25 protein-coding genes are annotated in these 26,080 nt (G+C 65.5%); 17 read left to right on the top strand and 8 right to left on the bottom strand.

Features of this window, described 5'->3' with window-relative positions:
- Positions 1-23 precede the first annotated feature (23 nt).
- Entirely contained in the window at positions 24-1,352 is a 1,329-nt protein-coding gene (locus YH64_RS03240) for an amidase (RefSeq protein ID WP_046803934.1), read from the bottom strand.
- A 321-nt stretch (positions 1,353-1,673) separates the two neighbouring features.
- On the opposite strand from YH64_RS03240, the gene YH64_RS03235 reads away from it, so the two are divergent.
- The 6 genes from YH64_RS03235 to YH64_RS03210 all read left to right on the top strand — a co-directional run bounded on the left by YH64_RS03235 (position 1,674) and on the right by YH64_RS03210 (position 7,722).
- Complete coding sequence (locus YH64_RS03235) at positions 1,674-2,687, top strand: substrate-binding domain-containing protein (protein ID WP_046803935.1); 1,014 nt, start codon at positions 1,674-1,676, stop codon at positions 2,685-2,687.
- Positions 2,688-2,715: 28 nt separating this feature from the next.
- Positions 2,716-3,513: a phosphodiesterase gene (locus tag YH64_RS03230; protein ID WP_046803936.1), complete on the top strand. Its 798-nt coding sequence runs from the start codon at positions 2,716-2,718 to the stop codon at positions 3,511-3,513.
- Positions 3,514-3,650: 137 nt separating this feature from the next.
- Complete coding sequence (locus tag YH64_RS03225; protein ID WP_046803937.1) at positions 3,651-4,706, top strand: ABC transporter ATP-binding protein; 1,056 nt, start codon at positions 3,651-3,653, stop codon at positions 4,704-4,706.
- 34 nt (positions 4,707-4,740) lie between these two features.
- Positions 4,741-6,036 carry an ABC transporter substrate-binding protein gene (locus YH64_RS03220; RefSeq protein ID WP_046803938.1) on the top strand — a complete coding sequence of 432 codons (1,296 nt, stop codon included), beginning with the start codon at positions 4,741-4,743 and terminating at the stop codon, positions 6,034-6,036.
- 13 nt (positions 6,037-6,049) lie between these two features.
- Positions 6,050-6,925, top strand: a complete 876-nt coding sequence (locus YH64_RS03215) for a carbohydrate ABC transporter permease (RefSeq protein WP_046803939.1) — start codon at positions 6,050-6,052, stop codon at positions 6,923-6,925.
- On the top strand, positions 6,922-7,722 hold the full coding sequence (locus tag YH64_RS03210; RefSeq protein WP_046803940.1) for a carbohydrate ABC transporter permease: 801 nt from the start codon (positions 6,922-6,924) through the stop codon (positions 7,720-7,722). Before YH64_RS03215 ends, YH64_RS03210 begins: the two co-directional genes overlap by 4 nt.
- A gap of 105 nt (positions 7,723-7,827) precedes the next feature.
- Here the strand turns inward: YH64_RS03210 and YH64_RS03205 are convergent, their stop codons facing one another.
- Both YH64_RS03205 and YH64_RS03200 read right to left on the bottom strand, forming a co-directional pair.
- Complete coding sequence (locus tag YH64_RS03205) at positions 7,828-8,145, bottom strand: hypothetical protein (protein ID WP_046803941.1); 318 nt, start codon at positions 8,143-8,145, stop codon at positions 7,828-7,830.
- 79 nt (positions 8,146-8,224) lie between these two features.
- Entirely contained in the window at positions 8,225-8,566 is a 342-nt protein-coding gene (locus YH64_RS03200; protein WP_046803942.1) for a DUF1840 domain-containing protein, read from the bottom strand.
- 304 nt (positions 8,567-8,870) lie between these two features.
- Between YH64_RS03200 and argS the strand changes: the two genes are divergently transcribed.
- The 5 genes from argS to YH64_RS03175 all read left to right on the top strand — a co-directional run bounded on the left by argS (position 8,871) and on the right by YH64_RS03175 (position 14,391).
- Positions 8,871-10,556, top strand: a complete 1,686-nt coding sequence (argS, locus tag YH64_RS03195; protein ID WP_046803943.1) for an arginine--tRNA ligase — start codon at positions 8,871-8,873, stop codon at positions 10,554-10,556.
- A 9-nt stretch (positions 10,557-10,565) separates the two neighbouring features.
- The gene (locus tag YH64_RS03190) at positions 10,566-11,300 is read left to right on the top strand and encodes an SPOR domain-containing protein (RefSeq protein WP_143215232.1); all 735 of its coding nucleotides are present in this window, start codon (positions 10,566-10,568) and stop codon (positions 11,298-11,300) included.
- Between the two features lie 81 nt (positions 11,301-11,381).
- The gene (locus tag YH64_RS03185; protein WP_046803945.1) at positions 11,382-12,014 is read left to right on the top strand and encodes a thiol:disulfide interchange protein DsbA/DsbL; all 633 of its coding nucleotides are present in this window, start codon (positions 11,382-11,384) and stop codon (positions 12,012-12,014) included.
- A 167-nt stretch (positions 12,015-12,181) separates the two neighbouring features.
- Entirely contained in the window at positions 12,182-13,399 is a 1,218-nt protein-coding gene (locus tag YH64_RS03180; protein WP_046803946.1) for an ABC transporter substrate-binding protein, read from the top strand.
- Complete coding sequence (locus tag YH64_RS03175; protein ID WP_240434018.1) at positions 13,378-14,391, top strand: alpha/beta fold hydrolase; 1,014 nt, start codon at positions 13,378-13,380, stop codon at positions 14,389-14,391. The genes YH64_RS03180 and YH64_RS03175 overlap by 22 nt, the downstream gene beginning before the upstream one ends.
- 10 nt (positions 14,392-14,401) lie before the next feature.
- On the opposite strand, the gene metC is transcribed toward YH64_RS03175, so the two are convergent.
- On the bottom strand, positions 14,402-15,595 hold the full coding sequence (gene metC, locus YH64_RS03170) for a cystathionine beta-lyase (protein WP_046803948.1): 1,194 nt from the start codon (positions 15,593-15,595) through the stop codon (positions 14,402-14,404).
- A gap of 83 nt (positions 15,596-15,678) precedes the next feature.
- Positions 15,679-16,527, bottom strand: coding sequence for a nitroreductase (locus YH64_RS03165; protein ID WP_082134410.1), 849 nt, complete (start codon positions 16,525-16,527; stop codon positions 15,679-15,681).
- Between the two features lie 114 nt (positions 16,528-16,641).
- Here YH64_RS03165 and YH64_RS03160 point away from each other — a divergent pair, with 114 nt between their 5' ends.
- A complete protein-coding gene (locus tag YH64_RS03160; RefSeq protein WP_046803949.1) occupies positions 16,642-17,268 on the top strand; it encodes a LysE family translocator in 627 nt (208 codons plus the stop codon).
- Positions 17,269-17,301: 33 nt separating this feature from the next.
- Here the strand turns inward: YH64_RS03160 and YH64_RS03155 are convergent, their stop codons facing one another.
- Positions 17,302-18,369: an MBL fold metallo-hydrolase gene (locus YH64_RS03155; protein ID WP_046803950.1), complete on the bottom strand. Its 1,068-nt coding sequence runs from the start codon at positions 18,367-18,369 to the stop codon at positions 17,302-17,304.
- 73 nt (positions 18,370-18,442) lie between these two features.
- Here YH64_RS03155 and YH64_RS03150 point away from each other — a divergent pair, with 73 nt between their 5' ends.
- The 3 genes from YH64_RS03150 to YH64_RS03140 all read left to right on the top strand — a co-directional run bounded on the left by YH64_RS03150 (position 18,443) and on the right by YH64_RS03140 (position 20,516).
- Positions 18,443-18,823: a MerR family DNA-binding transcriptional regulator gene (locus YH64_RS03150; RefSeq protein WP_046803951.1), complete on the top strand. Its 381-nt coding sequence runs from the start codon at positions 18,443-18,445 to the stop codon at positions 18,821-18,823.
- Positions 18,824-18,833: 10 nt separating this feature from the next.
- The gene (locus tag YH64_RS03145) at positions 18,834-19,166 is read left to right on the top strand and encodes a YnfA family protein (protein WP_185975325.1); all 333 of its coding nucleotides are present in this window, start codon (positions 18,834-18,836) and stop codon (positions 19,164-19,166) included.
- 276 nt (positions 19,167-19,442) lie between these two features.
- Entirely contained in the window at positions 19,443-20,516 is a 1,074-nt protein-coding gene (locus tag YH64_RS03140) for a hypothetical protein (protein ID WP_143215231.1), read from the top strand.
- On the opposite strand, the gene YH64_RS03135 is transcribed toward YH64_RS03140, so the two are convergent.
- A complete protein-coding gene (locus tag YH64_RS03135; protein ID WP_046803952.1) occupies positions 20,503-21,474 on the bottom strand; it encodes a tripartite tricarboxylate transporter substrate binding protein in 972 nt (323 codons plus the stop codon). The genes YH64_RS03140 and YH64_RS03135 overlap by 14 nt on opposite strands.
- Positions 21,475-21,533: 59 nt before the next feature.
- Complete coding sequence (locus tag YH64_RS03130) at positions 21,534-22,712, bottom strand: M20 aminoacylase family protein (RefSeq protein WP_046803953.1); 1,179 nt, start codon at positions 22,710-22,712, stop codon at positions 21,534-21,536.
- 247 nt (positions 22,713-22,959) lie between these two features.
- On the opposite strand from YH64_RS03130, the gene YH64_RS03125 reads away from it, so the two are divergent.
- Positions 22,960-24,138, top strand: a complete 1,179-nt coding sequence (locus YH64_RS03125) for an isovaleryl-CoA dehydrogenase (RefSeq protein WP_046803954.1) — start codon at positions 22,960-22,962, stop codon at positions 24,136-24,138.
- A 22-nt stretch (positions 24,139-24,160) separates the two neighbouring features.
- Positions 24,161-26,080, top strand: a complete 1,920-nt coding sequence (aceK, locus tag YH64_RS03120; RefSeq protein WP_046803955.1) for a bifunctional isocitrate dehydrogenase kinase/phosphatase — start codon at positions 24,161-24,163, stop codon at positions 26,078-26,080.

Genomic DNA, 26,080 nt, shown 5'->3' with positions numbered 1-26,080 from the left:
ATTTGATTGAACGCGCGCCGCGTTCAGCCTCGCGGCCACATGTCCGACGCACCGATATCCGGCGCATTGGCCTCAAGCAGGCGCTCATGCACCCACGCGCCGATCGCCAGCGTGCGGTAGTCGTCATAGCGCTGCCCGATCAGCTGCAACCCCACGGGCAGCCCTTGCGGGCCGGTGGCGAACGGCAGGTTCAGGCAGGGCAGGCCGAACAGCGTCCAGGGCCGCGAGAACTGCGGATCGCCCGTGCCCAGGTCGGCAAATGGCGCCTCGCCGGCGGCGCTGGGCGCCAGCAACACGTCGCAGTCGTCAAACCAGCTGTTCACCCGAATGCGCGACTCTTCGGCGCGCGCCAGGTTCTTGATGTGTTGCTCGGCCGATATCTGCGCGCCCGCTTCCAGCACCGCCTGGATCTTCGGGCTAAGTTGGCCGGCGTGTTGCAGGCGCTCGAAAGCCAGCGACTGCGACGCCTCGTACGCCATGATGTCGGCGTGCAGCTGCACCAGCATGCAATCCTGCGACGGCAGCGGCACCTCTTTCACGGTGGCGCCCGCGCGCGACAAGATCGCCGCCGCCTGGGCGAACGCTTCCTTCGTTTCGGCCTGCGCGTGCCGCCACTGCAACGTGCGGCACATGCCCACGCGCGGCTTGGCGTCGTAGGACAGGTCCTGCATGCGGGCATCGCGCATCATCACGGACGCAAACAAGGCCACGTCGGGCACCGAACGGGCAAAGCCGCCCACCGTGTCCAGCGATTCGGCCAGGCTTTTTACGCCCGCGCGGGGAATGGCGCCGAACGTGGGCTTGAAGCCGACGATGCCGCAATAAGACGCCGGGCGGATGATGGAACCCGCCGTTTGCGAGCCCAATGCGAAGGGCACCATGTCGTCCGCGACCGCGGCGGCCGAGCCACTGGAGGAGCCCCCAGGCGTGTAGGCCTCGTTGCGCGGATTGCGGGTCGGGCCGGCTTGATAGGTCGCAAATTCAGTGGTGACCGTCTTGCCCACCACGATGGCGCCCGCGCCCCGGCAAAGCGCCACGGCGGCGGCGTCCAGGCCGGGGCGGTGGCGCTCATAAATAGGCGAGCCGTAGCGGGTAGGCAGATCGACGGTGTCGAACAGGTCTTTCACGCCGATCGGCAGGCCATGCAGCGGACCCTGCAAAGGGCCATCGTCCAGGGCCTGTGCAACGTCCAGCGCCGCCTGTTTTTGCAGGGCGGTCCAGGCGTGGATGGTATTTTCGCGCTGCTCGATACGGGCAAAACAGGCTCGTACCAGTTGCACCGCGGTTAACTCGCGCCGTTGCAGCTTGCGCGCGGCTTGAACCGCGCCAAGGCTGTTTAAGGCAGTAGACATTTTCCTTTCCTCTTTACCGGCGCCGCGCAAGGCGTGGCAGCTGATTACGCACCCGGTCCCCTTGACCGAGGGGTCTGCCCTTGCGTTGCCGGCGGCGTTGTTGCGCCGTGGGGCAATGCGGACCGATCCCTGCCATTGTGCGCGCCGCGTCAATTAGGAAAAACACCAAAAACACCGTGTTTTCCCGGGTAAAACGACTGCAACGCGCCTAGGCTTTATGTTGTTGCGTTCACACCAGCATAGCGCAAACCCGTGCAACACAAAGGTCATATTTGTCTTGTAAGATGAAAACGTTTTCAGCAAATCGACAGTAATCCCGGTATGGCTACGCGCCCGTCGCCCCGCTTTTCCATCATTGAAGTGGCCCGCAAGGCAGGCGTATCGCCGGCGACGGTTTCGCGCGCGTTCAATCAACCCGAGATCGTCCATCCCGACACGTTGGCGCACATCCGCAACGTGGCAAAGCGCGCGGGGTTCAGGCCGAACCGCGTTGGCCGCAGCCTGCGCTCCGGCAGCACCCGCACCATCGGGTTGATTCTGCCCACCCTGTCCAATCCCGTGTTCGCCGAGTGCTTTGAAGGCGCCGAGCGCCGTGCGCGCGAATCGGGCTACAGCGTCATGTTGACCGCCACCGGGTATGACCCCGCCGTTGAATCCGCCGCGGTCCAAGGCCTGATCGACCATCAGGTCGACGGCCTGATACTGACCGTGGCCGACGTCAACAAAAGCGCCACGCTGGACGATCTGGACAGCGCCGGCATGCCATATGTGCTGGTCTACAACGAGTCGTCCACGCACCCGTTTGCGTCGGTGGACAACCGCGCCGCTGCCAGTGACATGGTCGCGCATCTGGCCGCGCTGGGGCACCGCCGCATTGCGCTGGTGACCGGGCCGCTGACCGCCTCGGATCGCGCCCGCCGCCGTTTGACCGGCGCCCGCGCCTGCGCCAAGAAGCTGAACCTGGACACCGTGCAGCACATCGCCATGAGCTCGCACACCGGCAGCGATGCCGACGTGCTTAAGGCCGCGCTGCGCGGCAAACAGGCGCCTACCGCCCTGTTCTGCTCGAACGACTTGCTGGCCACTGCCGTCATCGCCGATCTGGTGGCGCTGGGCCTGCGCGTACCCACCGACATTTCGGTGTGCGGCTTTGACGGCATGCGCTTCGGCGCCTTGCTGACGCCGCCGCTGACGACCGTGGCGCAACCCAGCGACGGCATCGGCCAGACGGCGTGCTCGAACCTGCTGGCGCAGATCCATGGCCAACCCGCCCAATCGAACCGCTTGCCGCATTGCATCGTGGTGGGCGGTACCGCGGCGTCCGTACGCCGCTGATCTCTTCAATTACGACAACGCACGCATCATGCTCATTGCCCAAATCACCGACCTGCACATGCGCACCCCGGGCGACAAGGCCTACGGCATCATCGACCCGGCCGCATTCCTGGCGCCGGCCGTGCGCGCGCTGAACGCGCTGACGCCGCGCCCCGACTGCGTACTGATCACAGGCGACTTGACCGACCTGGGCCGCCCGCACGAATACCAGGTGCTGCGCGACCATCTGCAAGCGCTGGAGATTCCGTACTTTCTGCTGCCCGGCAACCATGACGACCGCGCGCAACTGCGCGCCGCCTTTCCCGACCACGATTACCTGCAAGGCGGCGGGCCGTTCATTCAGTACGCCATCGAAACCTATCCGCTGCGCCTGTTGGCGCTGGACACGGTGGTGCCGATGAAAAGCCATGGCGAACTTTGCCAGGACCGCCTGGACTGGCTGGCCGCGCGCCTGGCCGAACAGCCGGACCGGCCGACGCTGGTGTTGATGCACCACCCGCCGTTCCTGACCGGCATCGAACACATGGATGCCATCGGCCTTCTGGCCGGGGCGCCAGAGCTGGAACGCGTGGTGTCGCGCTTTCCCAATGTAGAACGGGTGCTGTGCGGGCATTTGCATCGCACTATCTTCCAGCGCTTCGGCGGCACGATCGCGTCAACCTGCCCGGGCACGGCACACCAGTTGGCGCTGGAGCTGGGGCCGCGTCCCACGCTGCAATACATCATGGAACCGCCGGGCTACCAGCTGCATTGGTGGCAAGGCACGAACCTGGTTACGCACCACGCGGTGCTTGGGGAATATCCCGGGCCCTATCCGTTTGCCTGAGCGCTGCGCCGAAGGGGCGCGCAGCGTTGTTTGCAGCCGTTTGGCTTGCCACGAATCCGTCATGTTTGCGCTGCACAATGAAAAGGTTTTCATAACAGGCAACAATGCGGATCTAACAATTAGATCGTCGAGACAGCATGTCATCCATCGTTCTGGATAACCTCACCAAACAGTACGGCGGCGCCGCCGCCATCCACGGCGTCAGCTTCACGGTGCCGGCGGGCAGCTTCACGGTGCTGCTGGGCCCATCCGGCTGCGGCAAGTCGACCACCCTGCGCATGATCGCCGGCCTGGACACGCCCACATCGGGCACCATCCGCATCGGCGATCGCGACGTTACGCAACTGCCGCCGGCCAAGCGCCGCATATCCATGGTGTTCCAGTCATACGCGCTGTTCCCGCATTTGTCGGTGCGCGAGAACATCCTGTTCGGGCTCAAGGTCCGCAAGGAACCCGCGCGCGACTTCGACCGCCGCTTGCAGCGCGTGGCCGGGCTGCTGGGCCTGGAGCATCTGCTGGACCGCAAGCCGTCGCAGTTGTCGGGCGGCCAGCAGCAGCGCGTGGCGCTGGGGCGCGCGGTGATTTCCGAAGCACCGGTGTGCCTGATGGACGAGCCGCTATCCAATCTGGATGCGCAGCTGCGCCACGAGATGCGCCGCGAGATCCGCGCCTTGCAGCAGGACCTGGGCATCACGATGGTGTACGTCACGCACGACCAGACCGAGGCGATGAGCATGGCCGCTCAGGTGGTGCTGTTGCGCGGCGGTCAGATCGAACAACACGACACGCCCGACGGCCTGTACGCACGGCCGGCCACCGAGTTCGCCGCGCGTTTCATCGGCACGCCGCCCATGAATCTGATCGGGCTTGCCGCCGCGAACGGCGCCGCCGTTATCGCCGGCACGCAAGGCCCCGTGATCGCCAACGCACCGGCCGGTGCCGTCAAGCTGGGCGTGCGCCCGGAACACATCCGCATCGACAGCACCGGCATACCGGTCATTGTCGAAAGCGTTGAATACTTCGGCGCGGATTCCATCGTGGTGTGCCGGGTAGGCGACACCAGCGGCGTGGCCGTACGAGTGGGCGGCCATTTGCGCGCCCGCGCCGGCGAGGCCCTGAACCTGTCCTGGCAGGACGGGCAACAGCATTTCTTTGCCGCCGATTCGGCGGTGATCAACACCGTCGGGCGCTAGAAGACGCCCATTGCACAGGAAAGGAAACGCCACCATGCGACGCATCGTACTGAAGACCCTGGCCGCCAGCCTGGCCGCCGCTTGCCTGTCCCTGCCGGCACAGGCGCAAAACAAACCCGTCGAGGTCGAGTTCTATTACCCGGTTGCCGTTGGCGGCCCGATCACCAAGATCGTCGACGACATGGTCGCGGACTTCCAGAAGGAAAATCCCGACATCAAGATCAAGCCGATCTACGCCGGCTCGTATCAGGATTCGATCGCCAAGGCGCTGACGGCGCTCAAGGGCGGCACGCCGCCGCAACTGGCCGTGCTGCTGTCCACCGACATGTTCACGCTGATTGATGAAGACGCCATCGTGCCGATCGATTCGCTGGCGAAAAGCGACGCCGACAAGAAGTGGCTGGGCAGCTTCTACGACGCGTTCATGCAGAACAGCCGCACGGGCGGCCACACCTGGGGCGTGCCGTTCCAGCGTTCGACCATCGTGATGTACTACAACAAGGACCTGTTCAAGGCAGCGGGCCTGGACCCCGAACGCGCGCCCGCCACCTGGGCCGAGCTGGTCGATTACGGCAAGAAGCTGACCAAGCAGGACGCCTCGGGCAACACCACGCAGTGGGGCATCGAGATCCCGTCGGGCGGCGCGTTTGCGTACTGGCTGTTCCAGGCGCTGACCACGCCGAACGGCGCGATCCTGATGAACGAAGCCGGTAACGAGGTCTACCTGGACAAGCCGGCGGTGGTGGAAGCCGCGCAGTTCTGGCGCGACCTGTCGGCCAAGCACAAGATCATGCCCACCGGCACCATTGACTGGGGCACCACGCCCAAGGACTTCCTGGAAAAGAAGGCCGCCATGGTCTGGACCACCACCGGCAACCTGACCAACATCCGCAAGAACGCCGACTTCCCGTTCGGCGTGGCGATGATGCCGCAGCAAAAGCGCGGCGGCAGCCCGACGGGCGGCGGCAACTTCTATATCTTCAAGAGCGGCACGCCGGCGCAGCAGCAGGCCGCGCTGAAGTTCGCGCAGTGGGTCACCACGCCGGAACGCGCGGCCGACTGGAGCATCGCCACGGGCTACGTGGCCGTGACGCCGGCCGCCTGGCAAACCGAAAAGATGAAGAAGTACGCGCAGGAAGTGCCGGCCGCCACGGTCGCGCGCGACCAGCTGGAGGTCAGCGTGGCAGAATTTTCCACGCATGAAAACCAGCGCGTCACCAAGACCCTGAACGACGCGCTGCAAGCGGCGTTGACGGGTTCGAAGACGCCGCAGCAGGCGCTGACCGACGCACAGCGCGAGGCCGACCGCATCCTGCGTTCCTACAAATAAACCGACAAGCACGATGAGCCGCTCTTTACATGCGCTTTATGGCTGGCTGCTGTTGCTGCCAGCCATCGTGCTGCTCGCCGCCTTCACGCATTACCCGGCGGTGGCGACGCTTTGGCACAGCTTTTTTTCCACGCCCAAGGGCGCGCGTCCGGCGCGTTTCGTGGGCCTGGAGAACTACGCCGTCATGCGTGACGACCCGGTGTTCTGGCAGTCGCTGTGGAACAACCTGTGGTTTGCGCTGGGCACGATCCCCACGTCCATCGGCATCGCGCTGATCATGGCGTTGTGGGTGAACCGCAACCTGAGCGGCCGCGGCTTTTTGCGCATGGCGTACTTCACGCCCACCGTGCTGCCGATGGTGGCGGTGGCCAACATCTGGCTGTTCTTCTACACGCCGCAGTACGGGCTGATCGCGCAGGTGATGGGTTGGTTCGGTTCGCCCGGCCCGAACTGGCTGGGCAACCGCGAAACTGCCTTGCCCGCGCTGATGCTGGTCACGGTGTGGAAAGAATCCGGCTTCTTCATGATCTTCTATCTGGCCGCCTTGCAGACCGTGTCGCCGTCGCTGCGCGAGGCCGCGATGCTGGAAGGCGCTTCGCGCTGGCAGTATTTCCGCCGCATCCTGTGGCCGCTGTTGATGCCCACCACGCTGTTCGTGCTGATCAATGCGCTGATCAACGCCTTCCGCCTGGTGGACCATGTGGTCGTCATGACGCGCGGCGGGCCGGATAACGCCAGCACCCTGCTGCTGTACTACATCTACCAGGTGGGTTTCAGTTTCTGGGACACGGCTTACGCCGCCACGCTGACCGTCGTGTTGCTGGTGGTGCTGGCGCTGACCGCGCTGTTCAAGTTCCGCTGGCTGGATCGCAGGACGCACTATCAATGAAAGACAAGCTAGATACCCTGGGCGCCTGGGCGCTTGGCCTGTTGTGGATCCTGCCGCTGGCCTACGCGATGTGGGCGGCTTTCCACCCACCCGCCTACGCAACCCGCTTCGAGCTGTTCGCGCCGTTGACGCTGGATAACTTCGTGCGTGCCTGGCACGCGGCGCCGTTTCCGCGCTATTTCCTGAACACCTTCCTGCTGGTGACGATGGTGTTGGCAGCGCAGTTGGTGCTGTCCACGTTGGCGGGCTACGCGTTCGCGCGCTTCGAATTCCGGGGCCGCGATTTCGTCTTCATGCTGGTGCTGCTACAGCTGATGATCATGCCCGACGTGCTGCTGGTAGAGAACTACCGGTCCATGAGCCAGCTGGGCGTCCGCGACACCGTGTTCGCCATCGGCCTGCCGTACTTCGCGTCGGCGTTCGGCATTTTCCTGTTGCGCCAGACCTTCAAGACGGTGCCGCGCGAACTGGAAGAGGCGGCGCGCATGGAAGGCGCGGGCCCCATGCAGATTCTGTGGAAGGTGTATGTGCCGTTGGCCAAGCCGATCTACGTGGCGTACGGGCTGGTGTCGGTCAGCCACCACTGGAACAATTTCCTGTGGCCGCTCATCATCACCAACTCGGTGGAATCCCGGCCGCTGACGGTGGGCTTGCAGGTGTTCTCGTCCACGGACCAGGGCATCGACTGGTCGGTCATTACCGCCGCCACGCTGATGTCGGCGGCGCCGCTGCTGATTGCCTTCCTGCTGTTCCAACGGCAATTCGTGCAGTCGTTCATGCGGGCGGGGATCCGCTAGCCTGTGGTCTGTGGTCTGCGGTCTGTGCGGCTGGCGCCGCGCACCCGAAAAAATCCCCGCCTTGAGCGGGGATTTGTTTTGTGGCGCTTGCCGAGAGCCGCGCCGTCAGTAGCCGACGGTCAGCCCCGGCAGGTCCACCGTGATGCGCGGGCGTTCCAGCGCCAGCGCCAGGTGCTCGGCGAACTCGCGGGCTTCCTTGGTGTCGGTGGACAGGGTGTCGTAACCCAGGGCATCGGCCACGCCCAGCACCTTATCCAGCAACAGCACTTTGCCGCTGGGCCGCAAGGGTTCGCAGCCCAGGGTTTCCCAGGCGCCGTCGAACCAATCGCGCGCATCGCTCTGGCGCTGCGGGGACGGCTCTACCGTGGCGGTCAGGTCCAGCGACCGGCGGGGGTCGAAAACAATGGTGATGTCGCTGCGCATAAGGGTTTCCTTGAAAGGGCGTCAGGCCGCAAGGGTAAGGCAAAAAACACCGGTCGGATTGTCCGCCCGGCGACATTGCTTACCACCCGCGCGAGGCTTCCCAGGTGACTTCGACGCCCGCTGCCTGCGATTGCCGCAGCATGTCCAGCAACGGAAACGCGCGTTCCTTCAGGCCCACCGTGCGCGCCATGGCCGCACGGGGCGCCTTGTCTTCGTCGTCTTCGTCGTCAAGCGGGCGTTCGGCGACCTCGATGGCGTGTTCGATGCCGGCGATGGCGGGGCCCAGTTGCTCCACCGTGAAAACGCCGCGTTCGGGGATCTTGTCGCCGATGGGTTTGCCCGCTGCCTGCAGAATGGGACCGGCGTGGTCGGACAGCATCAGGACCTCGGCCACGACCTTGGAGTGAAAGGTAATCAGCATATTGCGGTCTCCCTTATTGAATACGTTACATACACTACCGCAACGCCCCAGGGATGCCAACTGGCGCCCTCGCGCGCGCGACACGGCCCGGACACCGGGCACCCGCGCCGCTGGCTAGGCATTTGATTTTGTTCAGAGTTCCGCCCGCCGCGCGAACGCTTGCCGGACGGTTTGCACGCCCGATCCGCCCGATTGGGCCGCCAAATCAACTATCATTCCGGATGATTCCCGTGACACTGCCGGCCCGGACACCGTCCGTTTGATTCCCGCCTTGGTCACTCACCCAGAACTTCTTCAGACGCCCATGCTCCCCGAGCAACAAAAACAGCTTATCTCCCTGATCCAGGCCGCCGTTGCGCAGAGCCTTCCCGACGCCCAGGCCAATGTGCTGCTTGAGCGCCCCAAGGTCGCCGCCCACGGCGACGTCGCCACCAACGTAGCCATGCAGCTGGCCAAGCCGGCCCGCCGCAACCCGCGCGAACTGGCCCAGGCCATCGTGGACGCGCTGATGACCGCCCCCGGTGCCCGAGATCTGGTCGACAGCGCTGAAATCGCCGGCCCCGGCTTCATCAACCTGCGTATCACCGCCGCCGCGCGCCAGGCCGTCATCGCCGCCGTGGCCGAGCAGGGCGCAAGCTTTGGCCGCGCCCCGCGCAGCGGCGAGAAGATCCTGGTTGAATTCGTGTCGGCCAACCCCACCGGCCCGCTGCACGTGGGCCACGCGCGCCAAGCCGCGCTGGGCGACGCCCTGTGCCGCCTGTACGACGCCATCGGCTGGGACGTCACCCGCGAGTTCTACTACAACGACGCCGGCAACCAGATCCACAACCTGGCCATCAGCGTGCAGGCGCGTGCCCGTGGCCTGACGACGGAATCCCCCGACTGGCCGGAAGACGGCTACAAGGGCGACTACATCGCCGACATCGCGCGCGACTTCCAGGCCGGCAAGACCATCCAGCCGTCCGACGGCGAACCCGTCACCGCCACCGGCAACATCGACAACCTGGACGACATCCGCGTTTTCGCCGTAGCGTACCTGCGCCGCGAACAAGACCTGGACTTGCAGGCGTTCGGCCTGGCGTTCGACAACTACTACCTGGAAAGCTCGCTGTACACGTCGGGCCGCGTCGAAGCCACCGTCAAGGCGCTGGTTGCCGGCGGTCATACCTATGAAGAAGGCGGCGCGCTGTGGCTGCGCACCACCGAACTGGGCACGGGCGACGACAAAGACCGCGTCATGCGCAAAAGCGAAGGCGGCTACACCTACTTCGTGCCGGACGTGGCGTATCACAAGGCCAAATGGGAACGCGGCTTTCACCGCGCCGTGAACATCCAGGGCAGCGACCACCACGGCACCGTGGCCCGCGTGCGCGCCGGCTTGCAGGCGCTGGAAGAGGGCATTCCCAAGGATTACCCGTCGTACGTGCTGCACAAGATGGTCAAGGTGATGCGCGGCGGCGAAGAGGTCAAGATCTCCAAGCGCGCCGGCAGCTACGTCACCATGCGCGACCTGATCGACTGGGTGGGCCGCGACGCCGTGCGCTACTTCCTGATCCAGCGCCGCGCCGACACCGAATTTGTATTTGACGTGGACCTGGCCTTGTCGAAAAGCGACGAGAACCCGGTCTATTACATCCAGTACGCGCACGCTCGCATCTGCACGATGATCAACAACGCCGGCATGCCCGCCGCTGACGTGGCCGCCGCCGATACGTCCTTGCTGACCGCGCCGTCCGAATTCGCGCTGATGCAACGCCTGGCCGAATTCCCCAACGTGGTGGCGTTGGCGGCGCAAGACCTGTCGCCGCACCACATCGCGTTCTGGCTGCGCGACTGCGCCTCGGACTTCCACGCCTGGTACAGCGCCGAACGCGTGCTGGTGGACGACGTGGCCCTGAAGCTGGCCCGCCTGCGCCTGGCCGCCACCACGCGTCAGGTCCTGGCCAACGGCCTGGAACTCATGGGCGTATCCGCGCCCGAGCGGATGTAACATCGGTTCATGGCAACAAAGCGCAAACCCCCCCGCCGTTCCTCCGGCGAAAGCGGCAGCACCCTTTACGGGGCGCTCGCCGGCCTGCTCATCGGTCTGATCGTGGCCGCCGTCGTGGCCTTCTACGTCACCAAGGCCCCGATCCCCTTCGTGGACCGGGCCACTCGCCAGGGCGACCCCGGCAAGCTGCCCGATCCGCGCCAGGCGCCGGACCCAAACGCCGGCCTCTACGGGCGCGACGGCGCGGCGGGCGCGCCACCCACCGGCCCCACCGCCACCGCTCCGGCGCCGCTACCGGGCGCCGGCACGGGCTCGGGCGCCGCGTCCAAGCCTGACGAAACCCCGTCCCGGCTGGACGATCTGGGCGCGCTGATCGCCACGCTACCGTCCACCGCCAAACCGCAAGCCGCCGCGCCTGCGGCCAGCACCCCCGGCACCGCGCCCACGCCTTTGTCCAAGCCCGCGCCAGCGCCCACGCCGGCTCCTGCCGCCAAGGCCGCCGCGCCGGCCGCAACCGGCACGTACTACCTGCAAGCCGGCGCATTCCGAGGCGAAAACGACGCGGAATCGCTCAAGGCCCGCATTATTCTGCTGGGCTTGCCGGTTGCCGTGCAAAAGGCCGAAGTGAACGGCAAGCCGCTGAACCGCGTGCGCGTCGGCCCGTTTGCGCGGCTGGACGACATGAACCGGGCGCGCGGCCGCCTGGGCGAAAACAAGATCGAAACCGCCGTGGTGCGCCAGTAGCGCGATGCGGCGCCATTTTTTTCATTGAACTAATCCGGCCCCGGGCCTGTCTGTAACTTTTTACTCAGGAACCTCTCATCCATGTTGTCCCCCAAGATCGTTCGCATCATGGCCGCGGCCGCGCTGACCGCCTCCGCGTTCTTCAGCCCGGTTAGCCACGCCCAAGGCACCCAAGCCTACGTGGCCATCAACCCGCCGCTGCCCTCCGATACCCCGGGCAAAGTGGAAGTGCTGGAATTCTTCGCCTACACCTGCCCGCACTGCGCCGCCATGGAACCCATGGTCGAAGCCTGGGCCAAGACCGCGCCGTCGGACGTCGTCCTCAAGCAAGTGCCCATCGCCTTCAATGCCGGCATGAAGCCGCTGCAACAGGTCTACTACACGTTCATGGCCCTGGAACGCCCCGACCTGCACGCCAAGTTCTTCACCGCCATCCACGGCGAAAACAAGCGCCTGTTCGACAAGAAGTCGATGGGCGAATGGGCCGCCTCGCAAGGCGTGGACCGCGCCAAGTTCGATTCCGTGTTTGACTCGTTCAGCGTGCAAACCCAAGTGCAGCGTGCCACGCAGCTGGCCGACGCCTACCGCATCGACGGCACCCCGTCGTTTGCCGTCGGCGGCAAGTTCATGACCTCGCCGGTCATGGCGGGCAACAGCTATGAAGGCGCCCTGAAGGAAGTCGACAAGCTGGTCCCGATGGCGCGCAACAAGTAAGTCACGCGCCCCCCTTCGCTTCATCGTGCAAAACGCCTCGGCCACATGGCCGGGGCGTTTTTCTTTGGGAAATCGTTGAGAAAGTCTTCCCTCTTTCTGATTTGCCGGGGCTACACTTTTGCCACAAGAATTCGCCGCGACGACGGCATCAAAAGGGTGGAAGACAAATGAAGCAGCAATTCCTGCGTAAACGCGCGGCACAAGCGCTTGGCCTGTGCCTGGCATTGACCGCCATCGCCACGCACGCCAACACGGCGGACGGCGTGAAGATCGGCGTACTGACGGACATGGCGGGCGTTACCGCCGACGCCACCGGCAAGGGCTCGGTGGAAGCCGCCCGACTGGCTATCGAAGAAATGGGCGGCACGGTGCTGGGCAAACCCATCTCGCTGGTCTCGGGCGACCACCAACACCGCCCCGACATCGGCAGCAGCATGGTCCGCAAGTGGTACGACACCGACGGCGTGGACGTTGTGGTGGACGTGCCCAATTCCTCGGTCGCGCTGGCGGTGCAGGGCATCGCGCGTGAAAAGAAAAAACTCGTGCTGTTCTCCAGCCCCGGCACCACCGCGCTGTCGCAGGCGCAGTGCTCGCCTTACGGCGTGCAGTGGACGTACACCACCTACGCCTTGTCGCGCGGCACCGCCACCGCCGTGGTGAACGAAGGCAACAAGCGCTGGTTCATCCTGGCGTCGGACTACGCCTTCGGCAAACAGCTGGCGGCGGACACGGAAACCGTCGTGAAAGCCAATGGCGGCGAAGTCGTAGGCACCGTGTTCCACCCCCTGAACGCGTCGGACTTTGCGTCGTTCCTGTTGCAGGCGCAGGGGTCAAAGGCGCAGATCATTGCCATTGCGAATGCGGGCGGCGACACGATTTCGGCCATCAAGCAGGCGGCGGAATTCGGCATTGGCGGCGCACAACAGCTGGCAGCGATGCTGCTGCTGATCACGGACGTGCACAGCCTTGGGCTGCAGGCGGCGCAGAAAACCTACCTGACGGTGCCGTCGTACTGGGACATGAACGAGGGCACGCGCGCCTTCACCAAGAAGTTCGAGGCGCGCGTCGGCCGCCCGCCCACCTTCCTGCAAGCCGGTGTGTACGGCCAGGTGCGGCACTACCTGCAAGCGGTGAAGGCGGCCGGCACGGCGGACTCGGACGCAGTGATGGCCAAGATGAAATCGCTGCCCATCGATGACCCGTTCAGCATGAACGCACGCATCCGCGAAGACGGCCTGGTGGTGCGCGACATGATGCTGGCGCAAGTGAAGACCCCCGCGCAGTCCAAGGCCCCGTGGGACTACTACAACATCGTGCGCAGCATTCCCGGGGACACGCTGGCCTGGCCGCTGTCGGACAGCCAATGCCCGCTGGTCAAGCGATGACGCGGCCCAAGCCTGACGCCGGGGCTGCCCCGCGCGCGCAGCCCCGGGGCGATGCCGTCACGCTGGCCGACTTCGGCAGCTTCTACGCGGGCGGCAGGCCGGTGCGCGTGGCCGGGCTGCCGCAGCGCGAGATTGCTTTCACAAAAAGCGCGTCGCTGGCGTATGACCCGAATGGCCTGTACCACTTCGAGCAGGCGTATGTGCAGTACTTCATCCCGGCCCGCTTGGCACATCCGCTGCCCATCGTGCTGCTGCACGGCGGCGGCATGACGGGCGCGATGTGGGAACAGACGCCGGACGGTCGCGCGGGCTGGATGCAGCACTTTTTGCGCCAGGGCCACGCGGTGTATGTGGTGGACAACGTCGAACGCGGCCGCGCCGGCTGGGCGCCGTTTGAGCAGGTGTGGCCCGAGGCGCCCATCATGCGTACCGCCGAAGAAAGCTGGTCGTTGTTCCGTCTGGGCCGCGCCGAGGATTTCGGGATGCGCCGCCCCTTCGCGGGGCAGCGCTTTCCGGTGGGTGCGTTCGACGATTTCATCCGGCACGCGGTGCCGCGCTGGCTGAGCAACAACGAGGCGGCGTTGCACGGTTTCTGCGCGGCGCTGGATCGCATCGGACCCTGCGTGGTCGTGGCGCACAGCCATGGCGGCGAGGTCGCTTACCGGGCGCTTCATGCGCGGCCCGATCTGGTGCGTGGTGTGATCGGCATCGAACCGTCGGGCTACTCCGCCGACGTCACGGCCGCCGCCGTGGCGAACAAGCCGTTCCTGTTCGTCTATGGCGACTATCTGGACGCCACGCCGCTATGGCAACGCCTGTGCGCAAGCGGGCGGGACTATGCAGAATCGTTGGCACGCCACGGCGCCCGGGTAGACACGTGGCGGCTGGCCGACATGGGTATCGCCGGCAATTCGCACATGCCGATGATGGACGACAACAGCGACGACATCGCCGCCCGCATCGGCGCGTGGATCCGCGGCGGCGTCACATAAGCCGGCGGCGCTATGCGCTGACCGCCGCCGCTTTTCCCAGCGCCTGGGTCAGGTCCGCGATGATGTCCTCGGGCGCTTCCAGGCCGATGTGCAAGCGCACCAGCGCGTTCTCGCCTTCGCCCCAATAGCGGTGCTTGGACAAATCCTTGGGCGACACCAGCTGCACCAGGCTTTCGTAGCCGCCCCACGAAAAGCCGATGCCGAACAACGTCAGGGCATCCACGAACGCGCGCGCGGCGGCGGGCGACAAGCGCAACTCAACCGACAGCATGCCGTTGGACCCGGAGCAATCGCGCTGCCACAGCGCGTGGCCGGGATCTTCAGGCAACGCCGGGTGGAAAAGGCGCACGGTTTCGGGGCGACTCTTGAAGAATTCGCACACCTGCAAGGCATGGCGCGCGTGCTGCGCCATGCGGATCGGCATCGTGCGCACGCCGCGCAGCGCCAGCCAGGCGTCGTCGGCGCTGATGGAATAACCCATCGCGTACTGCGTGCGGTTCAGCTTTTTGGCAATGCCTTCGTCGTTGGTCACCACCGCGCCCAGCATCAGGTCCGAGTGCCCGCCCACGTACTTCGTGCCGGCAATGATCGACACCTGCGCCCCCAGCGTCAACGGACGGTAGATGTAGCCCGAGCCCCAGGTGTTATCGGTGGCCAGCACCAACCCGTGGCGCTTGGCGAAGGCGGCCATGGCGCCCATGTCCAGCATTTCAAACAGCAGCGAGCCGGGCGATTCCACGTACAGCAGTTTCGTGTTGGGCTGCACCAGCGCGTCCAGGTCGTCGTCGGCCGCGAAGTAGGTGATGTCGATGTTCATGCGCTTGAGCACGGCGTCGTCCAGTTCCCGCATCGGGCCGTAGACGCAATCGGAGATCAGCGCGTGGTCGCCGGCCGAGCACAGCGCCATCATCACCATCGTCATCGCGGACAAGCCCGAGGGCGCCAGGTAGCAATGCGTGCCGCCTTCCAGCTGCGTAAAGACCTGTTCCAGCGCGGCGTGGGTGTCCATGCCCATGCGGCCATAGGTGGTGGCGCGACCGCCTTCGGCCTTGCTGCGCTGCGCTTGTTCCAGCGCGGCCAGGTTCTGGAACCGCACGGTGCTGGCGCGCATCGGCGGCAGCGGCACGGGCGCGGTACCGGTCTGGGGGTCGAACGGGGCGGTGCCCGCGTGCTGCAAAACCGTATCGATGTGTTTGGAGGTCATCTTCGAAGGAACGCTGGAGAAATGAACAGGGCCGGACTCGGGGCGAACAGGGTGAACCATATCAGGCGTGGCGGCGCCTGTCCCTAGGCGGTGACCCAACTGACCGTTTCGGGCAGGTCGGCGCGGCGCGTGCGGTAGCTGTTGGCCGGATGATCGGCGTCGGCATAGCCGAACGAGATGCCGCAGACCACGCGCCGGTCGGCGTCGATGCCCAGCACGTCGCGCAGTACCTCGGGGTACATCGCCAGCGACGCCTGGGCCACCGTGGCCACGCCGTTGGCCTGCGCCGCCAGCAGGAAGTTGGCGACGTAGCCGCCGCAATCCATCGCGCCGTATTCGCCCAGCGCTTCGTCGGTGGTGATGATGGCTACGTGCGGCGCATCAAACAGCTGGAAGTTGCGCAACTCTTGCCTGCGATAGGCGTCGCGATCACCGCGCGCCACGCCCACCGCGCCGTACAGCTGAAAGCCCGATTCGCGGCGGCGCGCCAGGTATTCGTTGCGGTATTCGCGGGGGAAGGGGAAGTCGGGGGTGAAGCCCGACGCCGCATCGGCTTGTTGCGCGCGCGCCAGCAGCGCGGCGCGCAAGCGATCGGTACCCGCGCCTTCGGTCACCGCGACCCGCCAGGGCTGGCAGTTGCACCATGACGCCGTGCGCTGGGCCAGCGTCAAGATGCGTTCGATGACGTCGCGCGGCACGGGCGCGGGCAGGAAGGCACGGCAGCTGTGCCGGGCCAGCAGCTGGGCGTGCAGCGCGGCGTCGGGGCCGGCTGCGGTGTCGAGGCCGGGGCCAGCGTGGGAGGCATGTCGGGCCGGGGCGGCTTGCGATGTTTCGGACGCTTGCGATGTTTCTGGCGCTTGCGATGCTTCTGGCGCTTGCGATGCTTCTGGCGCTTGCGATGCTTGCGATGCCTGCGCGGCGTTTGTCGTCATGGCGTGTCTCTCTCTGTCCTTGGGGTTCCGTGGCAGCGCTGAACTGCGGGGAATTTGCCCTTATGATGCCATTCTCCGGGCTACCCGGCGCCCACCTCCACCAGGCCACGTCCCATGCTGCCCTTCGACACCCTGATCGCTTTTTTCGGCATTGCCGTGCTGCTGGCGCTGACGCCCGGGCCGGACAATGTGTTCGTGCTGATGCAGTCCGCTATCTGGGGACGCAAGGCGGGCATGCTGGTGGTGCTGGGGCTGTGCACCGGTCTGCTGGGCCACACGGCCGCCGTCGCCCTCGGGCTTGCCGCCGTGTTCGCGGCCTCGCCCATGGCGTTCACGGCGCTTAAGCTGGCGGGTGCGGCGTACCTGACATACCTGGCGTGGCAGATCCTGCGCGCCCCCGTGGAATCGGAAGACGGCAAACGGCCCGAACCGCTCAAGCCCGGCGCGCTGTACCGGCGCGGCATCGTCATGAACCTGACCAACCCAAAGGTGCTGCTGTTCTTCTTCGCCTTCCTGCCGCAATTCACCACGCCCGCGCTGGGCCCGGTCGGCTTGCAGGTCATGCAGCTGGGCGCCGTGTTCATGGTGTCGACGTTGCTGGTGTTCGGCGCCATCGCGTTCTTTTCCGGCGCGTTCGGCGAACTGCTGCAACGCTCGGTCACGGCCAAGCGTTGGCTCAATCGCATCGCCGCCCTGGTGTTCGTGGGCCTTGCCGTCAGGCTGGCCACGGCGACACGCTGACGGGTCCGGTCATGAACCCGCCGCGCTTGTCGATCACGCAGCCGTGAACCGCACAATGCCGTCGTCGCCGGTGGCACGACGCAGCTTGCCCTCGAAATACAGCGCATGCAGGTGCGCCAGCGCTTCGCCCATGGCGAAGGTCAGCTGATGCAGGTCCAGCTTGCGCTTGAACAGCACCGGCAAGATGTCCGTCGTTGACTGCGGCTGCGCGGCGCATGCCTCAAGCACTTCGGCCAGACGATCGCGGTGGTGTTCGTGCTGCTGCGCAATGCGCTCGTGCAGGCCCTTGAACGGCCGCCCGTGCGAGGGCAGCACCAGCGCGTCGCGGGGCAGGCCGGCGTAGCCGTCCAGCGACCGCAGGTACAGCGGCAAGGGGTTGGCGTCGGGCTCGTAATCGAACACGCTGATGTTGGTGGAAATGCGCGGCAGCACCATGTCGCCCGAGATCAGCACGTTCAGGTCGACGCTGTACAGCGAGGCGTGTTCCGGCGCGTGGCCGTAACCCACGATCACGCGCCAGTCGTGGTCACCGATGCGCACCTGATCGCCGTGCATGATGCGCGTGTAGCGGGCGGGCACCGCCGGCACCAGGTTGGGGTAGTAGTTGGCGCGCTGGCGGATCTGCTCTTGCGCGTCCAGGTCCATCAGGCCATGGCGCGCAAAGTGTTCGACGGCGGACTGGCCGCCCGGGCCGCCGCCCGCTTCGTTACGGCGCGACGACCACAACGAGGCCACCATGAAGTCCGTCATCGTCATCCACAGCCGCGCGTTCCAGCGTTCGCACAGCCAATGCGCCAGGCCGATGTGGTCGGGGTGCATATGCGTGACCAGGACGCGCAGCACGGGCAGGCCTTCCAGTTCGTTCTTGAAGACGTCTTCCCACAAGGCCTTGACCTCGTCGCGCGAGATGCCACAGTCAACGATGGTCCAGCCGTCCTGGCCGTCGATGCGGTCGCGCAGCAGCCAGAGGTTGATATGATCCAGCGCGAACGGCAGCGGCATCCGGATCCACTTGACGCCTTCCGCCACCACATGGGCCCGGCCGGCTTCGGGCTGGAAGTCCGCCCAGGGGTACTGCAATTTCTGTTCGTTGGGGTTCATTGCCTCTTGCTCCACGCTTGACGTTGACGTCAAGTCATCATAATTTACGTTTACGTAAACTGCCACACGCCGCATGCCCTCGTCAACCTGGACCATCTCTGAGCTCGCCCGCGAGTTCGACGTCACGCCTCGCACGATCCGCTTCTATGAAGACCAGGGTATCGTCAGCCCGGCGCGCGAGGGCCGCAACCGCATCTTTGGCCCGCGCGACCGAACGCGCCTGAAACTGGCGCTACGCGGCAAACGCCTGGGCTTGCAGCTGTCTGAAATCCTGACGCTGATCGACATGTACGACGGCCCCGGCGATACCGAAGTGCAATTGCGCCAGTACCTCAGCGTGCTGGAGCAGCACCGCGACACGCTGGAACAACAGCGCCGCGACATCGAAGACACCTTGCAGGAAATTGCGCAGCAGGAACGCGAATGCCGCGCGCTGCTGGCGCAAAAACCCTGAGGGCGCGCACGTGGCGGCCCTGCAAACCCTTGCGCTGTTCGTCCTGACGGCGCTGGCCGAAATCATCGGCTGCTACCTTCCATACCTGTGGTTGCGCAAGGGCCATTCCATCTGGCTGCTTGCCCCGGCCGCGGCCAGCCTGGCGCTTTTCGCGTGGCTGCTGACGCTGCACCCCGCCGCCTCCGGCCGCGTCTACGCCGCTTACGGCGGCGTGTACATCGGCATGGCGTTGATGTGGTTGTGGGCGGTTGACGGCGTGCGGCCCAGCGCAAGCGACTGGCTGGGCGTGGGCCTGTGCCTGGCCGGCATGCTTGTGATCATGTTCGGACCCCGCCCGACCTGACGCGGCGCGGCCTGCGCGGCCCGGCCTACGCGGCCCGACCTGCACAGCCCGACCTCCCCCCGTCGGCGCCTCAGAAAGTTCCGATCAAAAATAAGACTTATCCAATATCTTTGCGTCCGACAGGAAGGCAAGATCGGCAATCGCCATCCCCGCTGCATCGCGGCCGTGATTGCCCGAAGCCCTTGCGCGCCTTCCTTCGGCTTTGCTTCTGTCTTGCCGGGTTCTTGCGGCGGCGCACGGTGGTCAATGGCGGTGTCTCTGGCAACAGGATTCCTCATGCACACGAAGCCCCAACACCCCATCCTCGACCGCCAACCGCAATTGCGCATCGCCGCCGACGCGGCCGGCTTTGAATGCCTGGATACGCATTGGCGGGGCTTGTCGGCGATGTACCGTTTCCAATGCACCGCAGGGCACCAATTCCAGCGCACGCTGCAAACTTTCGGCCGCGCGCTGCAAGTCAAATGCCCGTTATGCGCGGCCGAGGCCAACTTCACACGCTTGGGCGAACTGGCGCAGAAGAACGGGGTCACCTGCCTGGAGCCGCACTGGCTGGGCTGGGATGTACCGCATCGCTTTCAATGCGACGCCGGCCACGCCTGGAACCGCAAGGGCAACAAGGCGCTGCAACGTATCGGTTGCGCCGTGTGTGGGCGCGACGCGGGCTACCGGCGTCGGCGCGACGACCTGCTGGTGCGTATCCAGAAGACCGCCATCGCGCGCGGCGGGCAGTGCCTGGATACCGCCAGCCCGCGCGGGCAAAAGAGCTTTCAGTTCCGCTGCGGCGCGGGGCACGAATGGGAAGCGGCGGGTGCGGATGTGCTGCGTCGAACCTGGTGCCCGGAATGCGCGCGCCTGCGCAAGGTCGAAGGCTATCGGCATCCTGACGGCCTGGCCCGCCTGCAACGCAAGGCCAAAGAGCGCGGCGGCCTGTGCCTGTCGGACGCGTATCGCGGGCTGGGCGTGCGGTATCGATTCCGCTGCGCCGACGGCCACGAATGGCTGACCACCGGCGGCAAAATTCTGCTGGGCAGTTGGTGCGGCGTTTGCGCCAACTTGAACAAGCGGCTGGGCATCGAGGCCGCGCATCAGGCGGCCCGCGATCGCGGTGGCGAATGCCTGACGTCCGTGTACTTGAACACCACCCGAAAAATGCACTGGCTGTGTCATCGCGGTCACGATTGGCATGCGCCGTTCGCGTCGATTCGCGCGGGCCATTGGTGCGCGCAGTGCGCCCACATGGCCCGCATCACCAATGCCAAATCGTTGGCCGCCATGCGTTATCGGGTCATGGGGCTGCCGGTGGATGACCGCGGGCTGCCTCACAAGCCCAGGCTTAATCGGCCTTGATATTGCCTTCTTTGATCAGGCGGGCGTTGTTGGTGAATTCCGCCTGCACCTGCTTGGCAAACGCCTCGCCGGTCGCGGTGCCCGGTTGCAGATACGACTTGGCCAGCAGGTCCTGGAAATCAGCGCTGGCCACCGCGCGCGTCAGCGCCGCCAGCAGCGGCTGGGACACGGTGGGCGGCAAGTTGGCGGGCGCAAACACGCCGAAGTTCGAGTAGTACTGCGCCTGCGGCAACTTCAGTTCGGCCATCGTCGGCACGTCGGGCCATGCGGCCAGGCGTTGCGGCGCCATCACCGCCAGCGGCTTTAACGCGCCGTTAGCCACGTGCGGCAGCACCACGTCGCTATTGACCACCAGCAATTCCACCACGCCGCCCAGCCCGTCGGTCAGCGCCTGACTGTTGCCCCGATAGGGCACGTGCAGCATCTGCGTGCCGGTCTGCCTGGTGACGGCGGCCATGCCGATATGCGCCACGGTGCCCTGGCCCGGCGTGCCGTAACGCACGCCTTCCGGATGCGACTTGGCGTAGTCGATCAAGCCCGCAAAGTCCTTGACCGGCAGGGCCTTGGTGGCAACGATGGCCACCGGCGCGACGGCCACGCTGGCCACCGGCGTCAGGTCCTTCATCGGGTCGTAGTTGGTCTTGGCCAGATGCGGGAAGATCGTCAGCGGGCTGGTCGACGCCAGCAGCAGCGTCGTACCGTCCGGCTGCGAACGCGCAACGAAGTCAGTGCCCACCGAAGCGCCCGCGCCCGGCTTGTTTTCAACGATGACCGTAACGTTGGCTTCCTTGCGCAGCACGTCGCCCAAACGGCGGCCGATGGCGTCCGCGCTACCGCCCGCCGTGTACGGCACCACCAGCGTGATGGGTTTGGCGGGCCAGCCTTGGGCCATGGCGCCGCTTGCCACGATTGCCAGGGCCGCCCCCGCGGCCTTGATCAGCAAAGTCTTCTTTTTCATATTGTCCTGGTGATGTTGCGTAGCACTGCGTGAGGTAAAGCGTCGGGCGAACAGGCCCGTCAGGCCGTCAGATAGCGTTGCGCCAGGCGAACCCAGTACGACGCGCCCGCCGGAATCAACGAATCATTGAAGTCATAGCTGGCGTTGTGCAACATGCACGGGCCCAGCCCGTGGCCGGCCATGCGGTGTTCGCCATCGCCGTTGCCCAGGAAGACATAGCAACCCGGCTTTTCCTGCAACAGGAACGCGAAGTCTTCCGATGCCATGGCGGGTTCGATCGTCAGCGCGCGTTCGTCGCCGACCACATCGCGCATGACCTGCATGCAGAATTCCGTTTCGGCCACGGTGTTGACCAGCGCCGGGTAGCGGCGTTCGAAGAACACGTCGGCCTCGCAGCCGTGCGCGGCGGCGATGTTGCCGGCTATTTCGTTCATGCGGCGTTCGATCAGGTCGACGACCTCGGTGCGATACGCCCGCACCGAGCCGCCCAGCCACGCCGTGTTCGGAATGACGTTGATGACGCTGCCGCCTGCCTGCACCTGCGTGATCGACAGCACCGCCGCGTCCAGCGGACGCTTGCTGCGGGTCAGGATGGTTTGCAGCGCCTGGCCGATGGCGAACAGCGCGGGCACCGGGTCGTTGCAATCCTGCGGCGCGGCGGCGTGGCCGCCCTTGCCCTTGACGGTGATCTTGAAGCCATTGGCCGCCGCCATCATCGGGCCGGCGCATACGCCGAACGCACCGGCCGGCAGGCCCGGCCAGTTGTGCATGCCAAATACGGCTTCACAGGGAAAACGTGTAAACAGGCCGTCCTGGATCATGGCGCGGCCGCCAGCGCCGCCTTCCTCGGCAGGCTGGAAACACAGGTAGACGGTGCCATCAAAGCCGCCGGCCGTCTGCAAGTGCCGCGCCGCCGCCAGCAGCATGGCGGTGTGGCCATCATGGCCGCAACCGTGCATCTTGCCGTCATGGCGCGAGCGGTGTTCAAACTGGTTTTCTTCCTGCATGGGCAGGGCGTCCATGTCGGCGCGCAACATGATGGCCCGGTCCGACGTGCCACGCTTGATCACGCCCACCACACCGGTCTTGGCGATGCCCGTATGCGTCTCGACGCCCCAGCCGCGCAGCGTGTCCGCCACCACTTTGGCGGTTCGGTGCTCTTCGTAGCACAGCTCCGGGTGCATATGGATATCGCGCCGCAGCGCCACAATTTCGTCCAGATTGGATAGTTCAAGCACGGCACACTCCGCTTCGGTCAGGCAAATTCGGGGGACAGGCAGGCATAGTAAACAGCGTTCTTCCCCATGAAAGCGGCAAATTCCTAGGGATAACCCGACTCCAATTTACGTTTACGTAAACGTAATATTTGCGGTGCATCATTGCGCGGCGACACCGGATCGGCGCATGATGAGCCACACGATGGCGGCACGGCGCTGGCCACAGGCGCCCATAAGAATGTAAGCACCCACTATCACGGAGACATCGATGAACCTTCCCGGCCTGAACTTCGACCTGGGCGAAGACCTGGACATGCTGCGCGACGCCGTGCGCAATTTTGCGCAGGCCGAGATCGCTCCGCGCGCTGCCGAGGTGGATCGCAGCGACCAGTTCCCGATGGACCTTTGGCGCAAATTCGGTGAGCTTGGCGTGCTGGGCATGACGGCCGACGAAGAATACGGCGGCGCCAACATGGGCTACCTGGCCCATATGGTGGTGATGGAAGAAATCTCGCGCGCCAGCGCCTCGGTCGGCCTGTCATACGGCGCGCACTCGAACCTGTGCGTGAACCAGATCAACCGCAACGGCACGGCCGCACAAAAGGCCAAGTACCTGCCCAAGCTGATCTCCGGCGAACACGTGGGCGCCTTGGCCATGAGCGAACCGGGCGCCGGCTCGGACGTGGTCAGCATGAAACTGCGCGCCGACAAGAAGGGCGACCGCTACGTGCTGAACGGCACCAAGATGTGGATCACCAACGGCCCCGACGCCGACACACTGGTGGTCTACGCCAAGACCGACCCCGAGGCCCACCAGCGCGGCATCACCGCCTTCCTGGTCGAAAAAGGCTTCAAGGGCTTCTCGGTGGCGCAAAAGCTGGACAAGCTGGGCATGCGCGGCAGCCACACGGGTGAACTCGTGTTCCAGGACTGCGAAATCCCCGAAGAAAACGTGCTGGGCCAGGTCAACGGCGGCGTCAAGGTGCTGATGAGCGGGCTGGACTACGAACGCGCCGTCTTGTCCGGCGGCCCGCTGGGCATCATGCAGGCCGTGATGGACGTGGTGGTGCCCTACATCCATGACCGCAAGCAGTTTGGCCAGGCCATCGGCGAATTCCAGCTGATCCAAGGCAAGGTCGCCGACCTGTACACCACGCTGCAAGCCAGCCGCGCCTTCTGCTACCAGGTCGGCAAGAACCTGGACAAACTGGGCGCCGAACACGTGCGCCAGGTGCGCAAGGACTGCGCCGCATTGATCCTGTACACGGCCGAGAAAGCCACGTGGATGGCGGGCGAAGGCGTGCAGATCCTGGGCGGCAACGGCTATATCAACGAATACCCGGTGGGGCGCCTGTGGCGCGACGCCAAGCTGTATGAAATTGGCGCGGGCACCAGCGAAATCCGCCGCATGCTGATCGGCCGCGAACTGTTCAACGAAACCGCCTGACACGCCGGCCGAGCGCCCCACCATGATCCGCATGTCCGATGTCCAGCATATCGAGCAGGCCCCCGCCCCGGGGCCCTCGGCGCTGGACGTGGCGCGGATCATCCTGGCCGGGTTTGACCGCCACTACGCGCTGTTTCGCTACAGCGCGCAGCGGGCCAAGGCGCTGTTCGAATCGGGCGACTGGCACGGCATCCAGCACCTGTCGCGCGAACGCATCGAGTACTACGACATGCGTGTGCGCGAATGCGCCACGCAGCTGGAAGCGGTGCTGCGCGGCCGCCCGGAAGGCGCGCTGGACGACCTCCCCGGCCACAACGGCAACGCCAACGGCAACGGCGTGGCCGTACCCGCCCTGACCGGCGCCCAGACCGCCTACTGGCAACAGATCAAGCAGGAATTCGTGGGCCTGCTGGGCGAGCACAAGCAGCCGGAATGCGCCGAGACTTTCTTCAATTCCGTCTCGTGCCGCCTGTTGCACCGCGACTATTTCCACAACGATTTCCTGTTCGTTCGGCCCGCCGTTGCCACCGACTATCTGGACAGCAGCACGCCGTCGTACCGGGTGTATTACCCGGCAACCGACGGCCTGGAAAAAAGCCTGATCCGCATGGTGGCCGACTTCGGCCTGGCGCTGCCTTTCGAAGACTTGCCGCGCGATACGCGCATGCTGGCGCGCGCCGCCGTCGCGCAATTGCGCACGCTGCTGCCGCGCCACGTGGGCCGGCGAATCGCCAGCGATTGCCAGATCCATGCGCTGGGCTCGCTGTTCTTTCGCAACAAGGGCGCCTACATCGTCGGCCGCCTGATCAACCAGACCACCGTCTACCCCTTTGCCGTGGCGCTGACGCGCAACCCGGCGGGCCAGGTCACGCTGGACGCGCTGCTGCTGGGCGCCGACGACCTGAGCACGCTGTTCAGCTTCACACGCGCCTATTTCCTGGTCGACATGGAAACGCCGGCCGCCGTGGTGAACTTCCTGGCCAGCCTGTTGCCGCGCAAGCCAAAGGCCGAGCTCTACACCATGATCGGCCTGCAAAAGCAGGGCAAGACGCTGTTCTACCGCGACTTCCTGCATCACCTGGCCCATTCGCGCGACGCCTTCGACATTGCGCCCGGCATCAAGGGCATGGTGATGTGCGTGTTCACGCTGCCGTCCTATCCCTATGTGTTCAAGCTCATCAAGGACCGCATCGACAAAGACGGCATGGACCACGCCACCGTGCGGCGCAAGTACCAGATGGTCAAGCTGCATGACCGCGTGGGCCGCATGGCCGATACCTGGGAGTATTCGCAGGTGGCGTTGCCGCGCAGCCGCTTCGCGCCCGCCTTGCTGGACGAACTGCGCCGCCTGGTGCCCAGCCTGATCGAAGAAACGGCCGACACGGTGGTCATCCGCCACGTCTACATCGAACGGCGGATGACGCCGCTCAATATCTATCTGCGCCAGGCCTCCGACGCCTTGCTGGACCCCGCCGTGCGTGAATACGGCGACGCCATCCGCCAGTTGGCCGCCGCCAATATCTTCCCCGGCGACATGCTTTACAAGAACTTCGGCGTGACGCGCCTGGGCCGTGTCGTCTTTTATGACTACGACGAAATCCAGCGCATGACCGAGATGAATTTCCGGCGCATTCCGCCGGCTCCCAACGAAGAAGCGGAAATGGCGTCCGAACCCTGGTACGCCATCGGACCGAACGACGTATTTCCCGAAGAATTCGGCCGCTTCCTGCTGGGCGACGCGCGCGTGCGCGGCGCCTTCATGCGTCACCATGCCGACCTGCTGGAACCGGACTGGTGGCAAGCCTGCCGCGCCCAAGTGGCGCAGGGCCGTATTGAAGAATTTTTCCCTTACGATACGGACAGACGCCTGCGTCCGGCACGCCGTTCTGGCGACCGCGCAGCGCCGACACCCAGACGCTGTCCCGACCCCCACAGGAGTTAG

Source organism: Achromobacter sp. LC458, assembly GCF_001005835.2.
In the GTDB taxonomy this organism is placed as follows: Bacteria; Pseudomonadota; Gammaproteobacteria; order Burkholderiales; family Burkholderiaceae_B; genus Achromobacter; species Achromobacter spanius_B.
The sequence above is the reverse complement of the archived record's forward strand: the minus strand, read 5'-3'. Positions and strand labels throughout refer to the sequence as shown.

Coding starts and splice junctions, on each gene's coding strand:
- YH64_RS03235 (WP_046803935.1), top strand. CDS start 1,674: ATGGCTACGCGCCCGTCGCCCCGCTTTTCCATCATTGAAGTGGCCCGC.
- metC (WP_046803948.1), bottom strand. CDS start 15,595: ATGACCTCCAAACACATCGATACGGTTTTGCAGCACGCGGGCACCGCC.
- aceK (WP_046803955.1), top strand. CDS start 24,161: ATGATCCGCATGTCCGATGTCCAGCATATCGAGCAGGCCCCCGCCCCG.
- YH64_RS03190 (WP_143215232.1), top strand. CDS start 10,566: ATGGCAACAAAGCGCAAACCCCCCCGCCGTTCCTCCGGCGAAAGCGGC.
- YH64_RS03225 (WP_046803937.1), top strand. CDS start 3,651: ATGTCATCCATCGTTCTGGATAACCTCACCAAACAGTACGGCGGCGCC.
- YH64_RS03230 (WP_046803936.1), top strand. CDS start 2,716: ATGCTCATTGCCCAAATCACCGACCTGCACATGCGCACCCCGGGCGAC.
- YH64_RS03165 (WP_082134410.1), bottom strand. CDS start 16,527: ATGACGACAAACGCCGCGCAGGCATCGCAAGCATCGCAAGCGCCAGAA.
- YH64_RS03215 (WP_046803939.1), top strand. CDS start 6,050: ATGAGCCGCTCTTTACATGCGCTTTATGGCTGGCTGCTGTTGCTGCCA.
- YH64_RS03135 (WP_046803952.1), bottom strand. CDS start 21,474: ATGAAAAAGAAGACTTTGCTGATCAAGGCCGCGGGGGCGGCCCTGGCA.
- YH64_RS03210 (WP_046803940.1), top strand. CDS start 6,922: ATGAAAGACAAGCTAGATACCCTGGGCGCCTGGGCGCTTGGCCTGTTG.
- YH64_RS03155 (WP_046803950.1), bottom strand. CDS start 18,369: ATGAACCCCAACGAACAGAAATTGCAGTACCCCTGGGCGGACTTCCAG.
- YH64_RS03200 (WP_046803942.1), bottom strand. CDS start 8,566: ATGCTGATTACCTTTCACTCCAAGGTCGTGGCCGAGGTCCTGATGCTG.
- YH64_RS03160 (WP_046803949.1), top strand. CDS start 16,642: ATGCTGCCCTTCGACACCCTGATCGCTTTTTTCGGCATTGCCGTGCTG.
- YH64_RS03220 (WP_046803938.1), top strand. CDS start 4,741: ATGCGACGCATCGTACTGAAGACCCTGGCCGCCAGCCTGGCCGCCGCT.
- YH64_RS03180 (WP_046803946.1), top strand. CDS start 12,182: ATGAAGCAGCAATTCCTGCGTAAACGCGCGGCACAAGCGCTTGGCCTG.
- YH64_RS03240 (WP_046803934.1), bottom strand. CDS start 1,352: ATGTCTACTGCCTTAAACAGCCTTGGCGCGGTTCAAGCCGCGCGCAAG.
- argS (WP_046803943.1), top strand. CDS start 8,871: ATGCTCCCCGAGCAACAAAAACAGCTTATCTCCCTGATCCAGGCCGCC.
- YH64_RS03205 (WP_046803941.1), bottom strand. CDS start 8,145: ATGCGCAGCGACATCACCATTGTTTTCGACCCCCGCCGGTCGCTGGAC.
- YH64_RS03125 (WP_046803954.1), top strand. CDS start 22,960: ATGAACCTTCCCGGCCTGAACTTCGACCTGGGCGAAGACCTGGACATG.
- YH64_RS03150 (WP_046803951.1), top strand. CDS start 18,443: ATGCCCTCGTCAACCTGGACCATCTCTGAGCTCGCCCGCGAGTTCGAC.
- YH64_RS03185 (WP_046803945.1), top strand. CDS start 11,382: ATGTTGTCCCCCAAGATCGTTCGCATCATGGCCGCGGCCGCGCTGACC.
- YH64_RS03175 (WP_240434018.1), top strand. CDS start 13,378: ATGCCCGCTGGTCAAGCGATGACGCGGCCCAAGCCTGACGCCGGGGCT.
- YH64_RS03140 (WP_143215231.1), top strand. CDS start 19,443: ATGCACACGAAGCCCCAACACCCCATCCTCGACCGCCAACCGCAATTG.